The following is an 11806-nucleotide window of genomic DNA, read 5'->3' on the forward strand; positions in this document are numbered from 1 at the left end:
CGGTCTCGACCATGTTGCCGAATACCCGCAGGCCGTGGAATTGGCCGTCGCCTACGTGTGTACCGACCTTTGCGAAATGCTGCCAAGCGATTGCCGTGTTCTTAATCTGGGCAGCTTTGCTGCGCGAACTCGTCATCGCCGCCTACGGCTTCGGCTGGAATTACGGGATCGACAGTCATGAGGCGCGCGCCATGCTCGTGTTGGTCGGCGAGGTCGGCCAGTAGAGCAGCGCTCCGCTATTCATTCCGAAGGCAGGGACAACCGTCTGCGACGGGTAACGGCATTCCTGCATCGACACCCCGACGACAAGCAAAGTCTTGAGGAATGGGCTAGCCAAGTCGGCGCCAGTGCCAGAACCCTGGCGCGCCGCCATTGTTCATGGGCCGAAAAATATACCGCTTTCCACCTGCCCGTACTTCATATGCAATTACCTGAGTCCATCGTCCCGACAGGTTTCGCATGGGGCCGCCAAGTATGGGGGACTGGCCGAAAGCGAAATGCTCGAAATCCATTCATGAAAACCAGAGCTCGGTTCCGGCATTCGCCGCATTATTTTTATCGAGGATTTCCGAAATTGTAATCGGGCTGTTGATCGAGCATCGATATGGCGCGGCTCTTCACGGTTTCTTCACGTTTCACATCGATATACACGAAATTTTTACTTATGACCCGAGTTAAACTTGCAGACAATGTGGGCATTATTCGAAAGTTCAATATTGAAAATCCACCGCTCGTCGCCAAGTTTGTCCGGAAAGAGCAATTTTTACATTTTAATACTTAACTACTGAGGGTCGGGCAGGCTTGACCGGTCCATCGCACCATCACGCTCTGGAGTCGGCTGAATATGAATGGGTTTGCACGTTGCGCTTATCGGCGTCTGGAATTGGCACATGTCTATCGCGATACCGCCAATGAATTGTGTGGCGAAGCCGGTGACAGGGGGGCGGCACGGTTCTTCAAGAAAAGAGCCTACTATGAGACGGTGCGCGCCCATGCACTGCTCGAAATATTGGGAGATACCTCCTACAGCAAATCGATAAAACTGCGATGGTCACCGGACGAGTCGTCGCCGGGCGTTCCGGAAAACGAGGATCTTTATGCCGAATCGACTTGACCATTCGAAGTCGATTTGGGCCAAGGTCGTGCTGAAGGCGTATCGAGCGGTGGGTCGGTCGGAAGACGATTCTCCGAACTTCGCCGGATGTCCGCTCACACGACCCCCAGGTCGGCAGTGAATACGGGGCAATGTTATTGTCGTGAATGTGGTAACTACAGATAACTGGGACTTCGAGGATTCCCGATAGCGGTTCCTCTCGAAGTCGGCAGGCGAAATTTCGGGACGCTGCAAGTTTCGGCTCAAGACAAGGCTCGGGACGGCTTGGCGAGAGATGCGAAGTCGCCGCGGGGCGTTTGTCCAGCAAGTGCCTCGACGTTCCGCAGGACAAGCCGCTCGATTGAGCGGGACGTTTCGCAAAAAGCATGTCCTTCCAGTCGTCAACTTCCGCGCGGACCCTCGCGCAGATATCCGCCGGCATAGCCCCGGACTGGACTGCCGTAGACATCGGCTAGCTCGAGCACGTCGCGGGCGAAATCCATCCAGGCTTCCAGCATCTCGGGGGTGCCGTTCAAGGCGCCGATCTTGGTCCGCCCGGAATGCGGTTCGACCCGGCTGTACATCACGGCGATGCCGAGAATGGCGGAGGCTTCCGGGACTTCCGGTATCTCCCGGCCCATGGCATCGGCGAATTCGAACCCGCCCACACGCAGCCGCTCGAGCGAGCGCACCTGCGCGATGCCTGTTTCGATGCGTCGGGCCAGTACCTCGGGACTGAGCTTTTGCCAAGCCGCGCGGGAGGCCAGTCGCCAGGCGCGCATCTCTTTCGGCGCGATACCGGGGCAGCGGCCGAGATAGGCGGCGTTCAGGCAGTGGTCGGCGGCCGCCGCCAAGCGCAGCTCCCGGGTCGGTTCGATGCCGAGCAGGGTGCAGACCTGCCCGAGCGAGGCGCCTTCCCAGAAACGCTTGGGTGGCATGCTGAAGCCGGGATCGTTCTCGCGATGGTGGTCGATCACCAGATCCCGTGGGACACCGCCGTCGGCCAGGGCGCATTCGACCCAGACGACGGGGCCGCGATGCCGGCCTGGCCATGTCGAGGCACGTTCGGCGACATAGGCATTGCCGGCATGCACCCGTCGTTCGCCGGCCATGGCATGGGCGACCTCGTGTCCGGCTTTCCGAGCCAGATCCTCAATAATGGTCATCTCGGGGTCGCGTGCTCCGAGTACGAACAGGTAGTGCATGATCGGTCTCCGGGGCCGGGTATTTTCATCCGGCGCGGGGCGGACCGGCTTGCTGGACGAGGCGATGATCCGCATTTTGCAAGGGAAGGCCATTGCGTCTCGGATCGGGGGCAATTGTCTCCGGCAAGTCTATCCGCGAAGGCGCGGGATGCCAGAGCGGCTTCTTGACGGACGGTCGCGCATCCGTCGAACGCTTCGATCCCGGTGTCCCTCTAATTCATCGGAACCCCTACTTGTGCCGGAATTGGCGGAGGTGGCTATGAGTCATGGGCAAGATGGAGAAAAATCGTATCCGGGGCCGTGCGGCCCTATCGTGAACCGGGGGCGCTCCAAATCGTATCCGGACCACGAGGTCGGTGTCGACGAAGGAGAGATCCCGCCGGACGCCTACGACGAGGCGGTGGTGACGGACCGGGAAACAGGCAAAATGGAGCCCGAGCACGTGGAGTGGGAAGAGCGGAATCCGTGCTGAACGCCCCAGTAGCAAGGACCCCGGACTGTATCGGCGGCGGCGCGAAGCGCTTCGCGTCGCCTCAGGAGTGGATGCTCCAACTGGTTGCGTCGGCGGGCATGCCAGGGTCTTCCACGGCGTGGATGAGTCCGGCGGCGAGGGCTTCGTCGGGCGTCAGGATCTTCGAGTCGGCGGTCAGATACTGGGAAACGTCTAGGGGGTCCATGGCTCCTAGAGTGCGTTCCGCGACGATGCGCGCATAAAGAACCCGGTCGAAATCCAGGCTCATGGCGTATTCGGACATTCTGGCGTGGTCGACCGAACCGTGGATGGTCCAGTGGAAGGGGTGGAAGAGAAACTTGCTGTGCTGGCAGGCGGTGCGTCGTTGCCCGGCAAGAAAGATGATATTGCCCATGGACTCGACGGTGCCCAGATTATGGGTATTGACCGGAACGGGAAGAGAAACCAGGAAGTTATAGAGAGAAAAGCCGTAACTGCATTCTCCGCCCATGGTAGCGATCTTTATGGTGAGTTCGGAGGCATCCTGCTTTATCGCCTGTGAACATTTGTTGATGAGCTGCCCGCACGTCGAAGAGTTTATCGGCCCCGTGAAGTGGATGATGTGAGTGGTCATCTATTACTTCTCTCGTGGTTGGCGTCACCATGGCTGTTCATGACATCCGCCATGTTCCTGCTGTGGCATTCGTTGACGCGGCGGTTGTCGTTGCGACCTGCGGGCGCGCAGTAGTGGGTGACCACTACCCTTCGAACGGGTCGTGACGCCGACTCCCGTCTTGCGCACCAGGGAAACCTAGAATGCCCGGATTAGCCTCGCATTGGCCATGAGGAACGGAGGCCGAAGCCTCCGCTCTGGTCCGGGTCAGCTCTTGCGGCCGCCTCCGTGACTCTGCTGGCCACCCTTGCGGCCTGCCTCGGCGGCTCTTTCGCGGTCGTTCGCGAAGTTTCCACCACTGTTACGACCGCCCTTGCTGCCGGCTTCGGAAGCGCGCTCCGGATCGTTCTTGAAGTTGCCTCCGCTGTGCTGGCCGCCCTTGCTGCCGATTTCCTGGTAGAACTCGCGGTCGTGGCTAGCGGCGGTTGTCTCACCGCCCTTGCGCCCCGCTTCGCTTACACTCATCTTACCTTTGTTACCTTTGTCTTCAGTCATGACGACCTCCAATCGTTTAGGCAAACAACAACAAGTAGAGTGCCTCGCTTCGCTTACCCTCATCAGCGACACTCACTGTTATGGAGTCGCATTGGTGCGGGCAGTTCCGCTTTTTTCGGCCCGGCTCGCGTTGCATCGGACGCATTTCTTCGCCGGCGCCCGTTCGGCCGGGCGTTCTGCCGCGCGATAAAAAGCGGCTGCCTCGATTTCGCAGAATAGCTGCCCGATATCGGCTCTTCCAATCAGCGCTTCGGCAGAGCGTCGAGAAAACCGTCCAGAGTGTCCCGTATCAGGCGCCGGGCGGTATCGAGCAGGCCGGTCATGGCCCCGGCGAAGCCGCAACGCCACAGTTCGACCTCGCCGACGTACGGGTTGCCCCAGCCCATCCGGCAGGCGATTTCCTGGTTGCGCCGGCGTTCCCGGGCGCTGACCGGGTACTGGCGGTTCCAGGCTTCGTACAGTTGCCGGTCCTGCCGAGACAGGTGTAGCCCGTAGCGGTCGTGCATGTACAACTGGATGCGCGCCACGGCGCCGCGCACCTCCTCGGGCGGCATGGCCTTGCGTGCCTGGAAGTCGACGACCATCCGGCACTGCCCGTACTGGCCGGAACTCCCGCCCAGCATGGCGAAGCCGAAGTTGCTGCGGTCGCCGTTGACCTCGCCGACCGCCGGCACCAGGTTGTGCAGGTCGGCCTCGGCCCGGGCGAAGACCGGATCGTTGGCCGTGCAGTGGTCGCGTCCGCCTTTTTTCCAGCACTGGCGTTGATGGCCGATGACCCAGGCGGGCACCACGTGTTCCCACTCCAGCCGGCCGGCGCGTTGCGGATTCTTGCGCGGCCGATAGCCGCAACTGGCGAGGTCGATGCGATTGCCCTGGTAACGGCAGCCGCAATAGAACGTGAGCGAATCGTCGGCATGGATGTCCCGGGCGATTCGCTTCGCCTCGCCGAAGGTGGCGGGAGGCCGGATATCCGTGAACAGGGCACCAGCAACGGCCAGGGCGATGCCGGAGAGCAGCGAAACGATCTTCTTGGTGGCCGGGGGCTTCATCGACGCGGCTCCATCTGTCGACCAGGGCGGGGGATTCTACCGAGGCCGCCGTCCGCCCATCCATCGGCCTCCCGTCCGCGGGACCGGATGGGCACGCACTTTCGGTGGGTTCGACTGTCACAGCAACGATGTCGTAATGAACTGTTACGAAATTCAATGCTAGGGAGGGCGGCTGATGATACTTGCCATCGTGCTTTTCGTTTGTTTCGCGTGCTTTGTCCTGTTCATGATCGGAGTCGGTCTGGGGCGCTGGCTGCGCGCGCCTTCCCGTCCCGAGGCGAGCCTTGAGGAGGTGATGGACGATGCTGGGCTATTCGTCGGCTGGGACGGGCTCTCGCCCATGGAGCGCAAGCGGCGCTTGGCGCTCTACCAGCAGCGGGTGCTGACGCGTAGCGCCGAGCAGGATCGGGCCTGGCTGCAGGCCCGGATGCGCGAGTGTCTGGCGAATGACTAGAGCGAACGGCCCCGTGCCGCGCGGAGATTCTAGGTTTTTGCACCGTTCGTCGGGGCTCGTCAAACAATGGCGGCTTCTTGCCGGTCCATTCTGGTGTCACTCATTGAAACAAGGAGACGACACATGGGCAGCACTTCGGACAAGATCAAAGGCAATGCGAACGAACTGGCCGGCAAGATCAAGAAGGGCGTCGGCGGCGCCGCCGACGATCCGGCCCTGGAAAACGAAGGTCGTGCTCAGGAAAACCGGGGCAAGGCCCAACAAGTGAAGGGCGACGTGAAGGACTCGCTCAAGCGCGGTGTCGACCGAGCCTGACCCGCGAGACGGCGCAACGGGACGGCCGATCCGCGTACGCCGTCGTCTCGTTCTCACCAATGCCCGCTCCGGCGGGCATTGCCTTTTCCGGATGACATGTCGAGCGACGAGAGGGCGCCTAACCTTTCCCTGCGGCGCGCGGGTCGATGCCGCGGTCGTCGAATACTTCGCGTGCCGCCGCCACGCCGTTCAGTGCGCTGGGAAAGCCGGCATAGATCGCCATCTGCAGGATCACGTCGATGATCGCCGCCGGTTCGCAGCCCACGTTCAGGGCGCCGCCGATATGCACCTTCAACTGCGGCTGAGCATTGCCCATGGCCGTCAGCGCCGCGACAGTGGCCAGTTCCCGAGTACAGTAGTCGAGCCCAGGGCGGGAGAAGACGTCGCCGTAGCTGAAGTCGAGAATCCAGTCGGCCAGTTCCGGAGCGATGTCCCGTAACGAGTCGATCACGTTTTGCCCGGCGCTGCCGGCAATTTCCGTTAGTGCGGCCTCGCCCCGGGCGCGACGGTCATTTTCGGGCGTCTGGCTGGCCATGCCGGTCATGCTCGCTCCTATCAGAATGATCGAAAGAAGGTTGTTGATCGCGATTGGCGGAGGATTCACGGGTGTTCACCTCGTCCTCGAGTTGTCGATAAATGCCGATCTTCCCGTCGAGCGCTGCCAGGGACCGGCCCAGTTCGTCGAGTCGCCGCGCGACCGCTTGCCGGTGCTCCTCGAGCAGTTGTCGCCGTGCGGCCAGGGTGGTTTCGCCCTGCCGGCGCAGCTCGGCGTAGCGCTGCATCCGCCGGATCGGCATGCCGGTGCTCCTCAGGCGCAGCAGGAACTCCATCCAGAGCAGGTCCTTCTCGACGAAGACCCGATGTCCGCTGCTGTCGCGGCCCACGGGGTCGAGCAGGCCGATGCGCTCGTAGTAGCGAAGCGTGTGCGCGCTCAGGCCGAAACGGGCCGCTAGTTGCGAGATGGTCAGGTATTTGCTCATGGGAGGAGCCTAGAAGTTCGAGTGCGCTCCAAGTCAAGGGCTTTTTCGAGCCCGGACCGGGCCACGGTTCGGCGCGCTGCGCGGCTCGAAGCAGAACTCTCGTTCTAACTCGGGGTCGCATAAGGCGTGCCTTCGAGCGTTTCGGTTGGGCCTGCCCCGCCGGTTCCGGCCGCTCGATCGCCGTATCGCCTTTTCCGATAGAGGGTTGCCTGACCATGAAACGCTGTATGACCAGGGTAATGCTCGTTGGCCTGTTCGCTTTCTTCGCCGTGGGCCAGGCCTCGGCGAGCCTGCAGGAGCGCAATGCCGGCGTCGCGGCCGGCGGCGCCGAGCCGAGGGGAGGCAATCCATGGGCGGCTGGCGCCGCCGCCGTGGGCACGAATGGCCATTTGCTCGCCCACGAGAACGATCGACGTTGGCATGACCATCACAATGGACATCATCGCCACGACAGGTGCGACGAACGCTACCGGGTCGCCGAGCGTTACCACCATCGTGGATGGGCTCACCGGCAGGCGGCGATTCGGCGCCACGAGGCCATGGAGCGGCGCCGGGCCAGGGAGGCCCACTTCCGTGAAGAGGCCTATCGCCGCCATCACGATCACTACGAGGTGTTCGAGCATACCGGTCGCTGAGTCGGCGCGATCGCCGGAGCGGCGGACCGGCCGCTCCGCTTTCGCCGATGCCCGCCTCGGCGGGCATCGCCTTGTCCAGGGTTTTCAGCCCTCGATGATGAAGCGCAGCAGTTCGTCGTTGAAGCGCTCGATTTCAATCTGCGCCAGGCCGTGCGAACCGCCCGGATAGACGCTCAAGACGGCGTTCGGCACCAACTGCGCGGCGCGCCTGGCCGAGGCCTCGATCGGTACGATCTGGTCGTCGTCGCCGTGCACGATCAAGGTCGGCACGTCAATCTTTTTCAGGTCCTCGCTGAAGTCGGTTTCGGAGAATTGCGCGATGCAGTCGTGGACCGGCTTGATCCCGGCGTTCATGCCCTGTAGCCAGAAGGCGTCGCGCAGGCCCTCGGAAACCTTCGCACCGGGGCGGTTGAAGCCGTAGAAGCTGACCGGCAGCTCCTTGAGGAATTGCGCGCGGTTCTCCTGCACGCTCTGGCGGATACCGTCGAACACCTCCTTCGGCACCCCGTCGGGGTTGCCGGGGGTCTTCAGCATTAGCGGCGTCACCGCACCCAGCAGCACCACCTTGGCGATCCGCTTTGTGCCGTGCCGGCCGATATAGCGGGCCACCTCGCCGCCGCCGGTGGAGTGGCCGACCAGCACGGCGTCGCGCAGATCCAGCGCCTCCAGCAACTGCGCCAGATCGTCGGCGTACTGGTCCATGGTGTTGCCGTCCCAGGTCTGCTCCGAACGGCCGTGGCCACGGCGGTCGTGGGCGATCACCCGGTAGCCGCGCGAGCCGAGGAACAGCATCTGGGCATCCCAGGCATCGGCGCAGAGCGGCCAGCCGTGGGAAAAGACGATCGGCTGGCCCGATCCCCAGTCCTTGTAGAAGAGGGTCGTACCGTCTTGGAGCGTCAACGTGGACATGCGCAAATTTCCTCGTATGGAGCGTGGTGGTGGGGCCGCAAGTCTGCTCACGACCCGTCCTATCGATTACGACTTTGCCGGCGGGCGTTAGTGCCGGCCGGGACCGCTCATCGTTGCCGCAGGAGTCATCGCCGCGTTTCGTCAGTCGATAGGAAAAGCGCTGCCCGCGGGGACGGCAGCCGGAGAACGACATGACGCGTAGCGGAAAGATCCTCGTCTGGGGACTCGGCACTCTGGCGGCACTGATCGCCACCCTCGTCGTGCTCGTCGCGACCTTCGACTGGAACCGGCTCAAGCCGCGGATCAACGCCCAGGTTTCCGAAGCCCTGAAGCGTCCCTTCGCCATCGAGGGCGACCTGAGAGTGAACTGGCGGCGCCCGGCGGAGGAGTCCAGCTGGCGGGCCTGGCTGCCCTGGCCGTGGATCAGCGCCGAAGCGCTGCGCCTGGGCAATCCGGACTGGGCCGAGGGCGAGCGCTTCGTCAGCCTCGAACGGGTCGAGCTGAGCCTGTCGCCACTGGCTTTGCTCGGCAGGACCGTGCGCATTCCGCAGATCACGCTGGGCGGGCCGGAGGCCAGCCTCCAGCGCCTGGCCGACGGCCGCGCCAACTGGACTTTCGAGCAGGGCGACGAGGCCGAAGACAAGAAGCCCTCGCCCTGGACCCTCGATATCGGCACCGTCCAGTTCGACCGGGCCCTGGTGCGTCTGGACGACCGGGTGCTCAAGGCCGATCTGCAGGTGGAGGTCACGCCTCTTGGCGCGCCGATCCCCTTCGCGCAGATCGTCGGCGAGGCGCAGGCCGGGCGCGCCGCCCAGGGCGGCGGCCAGCCCCAGGACTACGCCTTCGCCTGGAAAGCGCAAGGCCGCTACCAGGGCCAGCCGCTTTCCGGCGAGGGTAAGGTCGGCGGACTCCTGGCCCTGCAGGACAGCGAATTGCCGTTCCCCGTGCAGGTCGACCTGCGCGCCGGAAAGAGCCGTCTGCGTGCCGAGGGCACCCTGGTTTCGCCGCGCACGCTCAGCGCCCTGGATCTGCGTCTGAGCCTGTCGGGCGACAGCCTCGCCGACCTGCATCCGCTGATCGGCGTGACCCTGCCGGATACCGCAGCCTATTCCACCGAGGGGCGGCTGAGCGCCGACCTGCGCGCCCCGGACGGCGCCGAGTACCGCTATCGCGACTTCAGCGGCAAGGTCGGCGACAGCGATATCCACGGCGATCTCGCCTACGTGGCGGGCAAGCCACGGCCCAAACTGTCCGGCGAACTGACCTCCAAGCAGTTGCTGTTCCGCGACCTCGGCCCGCTGATCGGTGCCGACACCGGGACCAAACGCAAGGAGTCCAAGCAGCCGCCGGATAAGGCCCTACCGGTGGAGGAGTTCCGCACCGAGCGCTGGCGCGACATGGACGCCGATGTGCGCTTCGAGGGCAAGCGCATCGTCCGCAGCAAGGAACTGCCGATCACCGACCTGTCCGCCCACGTGCATCTCGAGAACGGCAGGCTGCGCCTCGAACCGCTGCGCCTGGGCGTCGCCGGCGGGCGCCTGGATACCACGATCGTTCTCGACGGCCGGCGGACGCCGCTGGACGGCCAGGCCCAGGTGAGCATCCGCGGCCTCGAACTCAAGCGTCTGTTCCCCACCGTCGAGACCATGCGCGATAGCCTCGGCGAGCTGAACGGCGACGCCAACCTGAGAGGCACCGGCAACTCGGTGGCCGCTCTGCTCGGCTCGGCCGGCGGCGAATTGAAGCTCCTAATCGACGACGGCACCATCAGCCGAGCGCTGATGGAACTCGCCGGACTGAATGTCGGCAGCTACGTCGTCGAACGCCTGTTCGGCGACGACGAGGTTCCGATCAACTGTGCGGCGGCCGACATCGGCTTCAAGAACGGCCTGGCGACCCCGCGGCTATTCGTCTTCGACACGGAAAACGCGGTGATCAATATCGACGGCTCGGTCGATTTCAAGAGCGAGGCGATGGATCTCGACATCGTGCCCAAGTCCAAGGGCGTGCGGATCATCTCGCTGCGCTCGCCGCTATACGTGCGCGGCACTTTCAAGAACCCGGACCCAGGGGTGCATGCCGAAGGCCTGATCGCGCGCGGTGCCGGCATGGCGGTTCTTGGCGCCGCCGTCGCTCCGGTGGCCGGCCTGCTCGCGCTTATCGCGCCAAGTAGCGGAGAGCCGAACAAGTGCGGGCCCCTGCTGGAGCAGATGAAGACCGGCCGGGCGGATTGAGGGCCACAGGTTGCAATCTTCTTGCCTCTACCCGAGGGCGAGGGGGCGGGCTCTCGCCATCTTCCCCAATACGATCGCGCGTGCTCTCACGGATTCGACGGAACTCCGCTCTCTCCCCTCTTTCTTCAGGGAGAGGGGCCGGGGGAGAGGGTGCCATCGGCCCGGCGGCAGTGATGGCTCAGCAGGCCGCCGCCCGCGGCAGAGTGTCGGCCAGCCCGCCCGGATGGAACAGCCGATCGTTGGCGAGCAGGTCGTGGGCCGGCGTGCGGCGGCTCGACAGCAGCCGCGCCAGAGGCGCGAGGCCGGCGACGGCGATCTCGTTGCCAGCGCGGTCGAGGGCCTCGGCGGCGGCGTACAGAGCCGCGCGAGCGCCGTTGCGGATTTCGGCATCGTCGAAGGCGTGCAGCGCGGCGCGCCGGTACAGCGCCACGTCCGGGGTTTCGCTGCGCCCGCGCAGGTTGTTCGCCAGGCAGATGCCGGTCAGCAGGTGGCAGCAGGCGGCGAGCAGTTCCACCGAGGGCATGGCGTCGAAGGCCTTGAACTCGATGCGCCCGGCCTCCCGCGCCAGCCGCGCCGGGCGCAACAGCGGCGAGCGCTCGGCCTGTTCGGCGTATTCTTCGAGGCCGAGAAACAGCTTGACCGCCGGGCGCTGCTCGCAGCGCAGCCAGGTGCGCCGCGACCAGCCGTGCCAGGGCTGGCCGGCGCAGTATGGCGAGCTGAAGCTGAAGGGCACGATGTAGGGCGCGTAGTAGTTGAGCTTGCGCGCGGCGTCGAGGTTGCGCCGGGTACTCCAGTCGGGCAGCGACAGGTTGAGGTCCGGGCCGTAAGTCAGCATCGACAGCTCCATGCCCTCGTATTCGCGGTCGTCGGCGCGTAGCCGCTGTTCGTAGGCGTTGAGCGGCGGCTGGTAGCCATAGTGGGTGCGCAGCGGGTCGAAACCGGCGATGGCCAGGCCCAGGCCGTCGCGTTCGAGGCGCGCGGCGAGCTGGCGCTCGATGTCGAGCAGGCAGTCGATCGCGACCGCGACGCTCGGGCGCGGTGGGGTGCGGATTTCCACGCCCTTGGCGACGAAGCCGACCAGGCGCCCCTCCAGGTCGAAGCGCTCGTCGCCTTCGAGATACCAGTAGCCGTTGCGGATACCCAGGTCGCCCTCGGCCAGCTCCGGGTCGCCGAGGCCGGGCTTATCGGCCAGCAATTCGGCGAGCCGGGGGACGTCCAGGGCGTGGATATCGCGCAGGCGCCCGGCCTGCGGGCCACGGGTATCGACCAGCAGGTATTCGAATTCGATGCCGTAGTGCATCGCCGGCATCGGC

14 protein-coding genes are annotated in these 11806 nt (G+C 64.5%); 6 read left to right on the forward strand and 8 right to left on the reverse strand.

What is annotated here, in order from left to right:
• The first annotated feature begins 95 nt into the window (after positions 1–95).
• Together ACGI6K_RS00195 and ACGI6K_RS00200 are read left to right on the forward strand one after the other, a co-directional pair.
• Complete coding sequence (locus ACGI6K_RS00195; protein ID WP_376948429.1) at positions 96–224, forward strand: hypothetical protein; 129 nt, start codon at positions 96–98, stop codon at positions 222–224.
• Between the two features lie 620 nt (positions 225–844).
• Entirely contained in the window at positions 845–1114 is a 270-nt protein-coding gene (locus ACGI6K_RS00200; protein WP_376948427.1) for a hypothetical protein, read from the forward strand.
• Positions 1115–1494: 380 nt separating this feature from the next.
• Here ACGI6K_RS00200 and ACGI6K_RS00205 read toward each other — a convergent pair whose 3' ends face one another.
• The 4 genes from ACGI6K_RS00205 to ACGI6K_RS00220 all read right to left on the reverse strand — a co-directional run bounded on the left by ACGI6K_RS00205 (position 1495) and on the right by ACGI6K_RS00220 (position 4966).
• Positions 1495–2298, reverse strand: a complete 804-nt coding sequence (locus ACGI6K_RS00205; protein WP_376948425.1) for a hypothetical protein — start codon at positions 2296–2298, stop codon at positions 1495–1497.
• Between the two features lie 533 nt (positions 2299–2831).
• On the reverse strand, positions 2832–3383 hold the full coding sequence (locus ACGI6K_RS00210; RefSeq protein WP_376948422.1) for an ATP-dependent Clp protease proteolytic subunit: 552 nt from the start codon (positions 3381–3383) through the stop codon (positions 2832–2834).
• A gap of 246 nt (positions 3384–3629) precedes the next feature.
• The gene (locus tag ACGI6K_RS00215) at positions 3630–3917 is read right to left on the reverse strand and encodes a general stress protein (protein WP_376948419.1); all 288 of its coding nucleotides are present in this window, start codon (positions 3915–3917) and stop codon (positions 3630–3632) included.
• 242 nt (positions 3918–4159) lie between these two features.
• A complete protein-coding gene (locus ACGI6K_RS00220) occupies positions 4160–4966 on the reverse strand; it encodes an endonuclease (protein WP_376948417.1) in 807 nt (268 codons plus the stop codon).
• A 226-nt stretch (positions 4967–5192) separates the two neighbouring features.
• Here ACGI6K_RS00220 and ACGI6K_RS00225 point away from each other — a divergent pair, with 226 nt between their 5' ends.
• The gene (locus ACGI6K_RS00225; protein WP_377968933.1) at positions 5193–5420 is read left to right on the forward strand and encodes a hypothetical protein; all 228 of its coding nucleotides are present in this window, start codon (positions 5193–5195) and stop codon (positions 5418–5420) included.
• A gap of 123 nt (positions 5421–5543) precedes the next feature.
• A complete protein-coding gene (locus tag ACGI6K_RS00230; protein ID WP_376948413.1) occupies positions 5544–5735 on the forward strand; it encodes a CsbD family protein in 192 nt (63 codons plus the stop codon).
• Between the two features lie 118 nt (positions 5736–5853).
• Here the strand turns inward: ACGI6K_RS00230 and ACGI6K_RS00235 are convergent, their stop codons facing one another.
• Together ACGI6K_RS00235 and ACGI6K_RS00240 are read right to left on the reverse strand one after the other, a co-directional pair.
• Positions 5854–6270 (reverse strand): carboxymuconolactone decarboxylase family protein, encoded by a 417-nt coding sequence (locus tag ACGI6K_RS00235; protein ID WP_376948433.1) that lies wholly within the window; start codon positions 6268–6270, stop codon positions 5854–5856.
• Positions 6245–6715 (reverse strand): MerR family transcriptional regulator, encoded by a 471-nt coding sequence (locus tag ACGI6K_RS00240; RefSeq protein ID WP_376948411.1) that lies wholly within the window; start codon positions 6713–6715, stop codon positions 6245–6247. Before ACGI6K_RS00240 ends, ACGI6K_RS00235 begins: the two co-directional genes overlap by 26 nt.
• Before the next feature lie 227 nt (positions 6716–6942).
• On the opposite strand from ACGI6K_RS00240, the gene ACGI6K_RS00245 reads away from it, so the two are divergent.
• Entirely contained in the window at positions 6943–7350 is a 408-nt protein-coding gene (locus tag ACGI6K_RS00245) for a hypothetical protein (protein ID WP_394543235.1), read from the forward strand.
• An 84-nt stretch (positions 7351–7434) separates the two neighbouring features.
• Here the strand turns inward: ACGI6K_RS00245 and ACGI6K_RS00250 are convergent, their stop codons facing one another.
• Entirely contained in the window at positions 7435–8259 is an 825-nt protein-coding gene (locus tag ACGI6K_RS00250; protein WP_376948407.1) for an alpha/beta fold hydrolase, read from the reverse strand.
• A 191-nt stretch (positions 8260–8450) separates the two neighbouring features.
• Here ACGI6K_RS00250 and ACGI6K_RS00255 point away from each other — a divergent pair, with 191 nt between their 5' ends.
• Positions 8451–10493, forward strand: a complete 2043-nt coding sequence (locus tag ACGI6K_RS00255) for an AsmA family protein (RefSeq protein WP_376948405.1) — start codon at positions 8451–8453, stop codon at positions 10491–10493.
• A 178-nt stretch (positions 10494–10671) separates the two neighbouring features.
• Here the strand turns inward: ACGI6K_RS00255 and ACGI6K_RS00260 are convergent, their stop codons facing one another.
• Positions 10672–11802 (reverse strand): glutamate-cysteine ligase family protein, encoded by a 1131-nt coding sequence (locus ACGI6K_RS00260; protein ID WP_376948403.1) that lies wholly within the window; start codon positions 11800–11802, stop codon positions 10672–10674.
• Between the last annotated feature and the right edge of the window lie 4 nt (positions 11803–11806).

The sequence above is a fragment of the Azorhizophilus paspali genome (assembly GCF_043587585.2).
GTDB lineage: Bacteria > Pseudomonadota > Gammaproteobacteria > Pseudomonadales > Pseudomonadaceae > Azotobacter > Azotobacter paspali.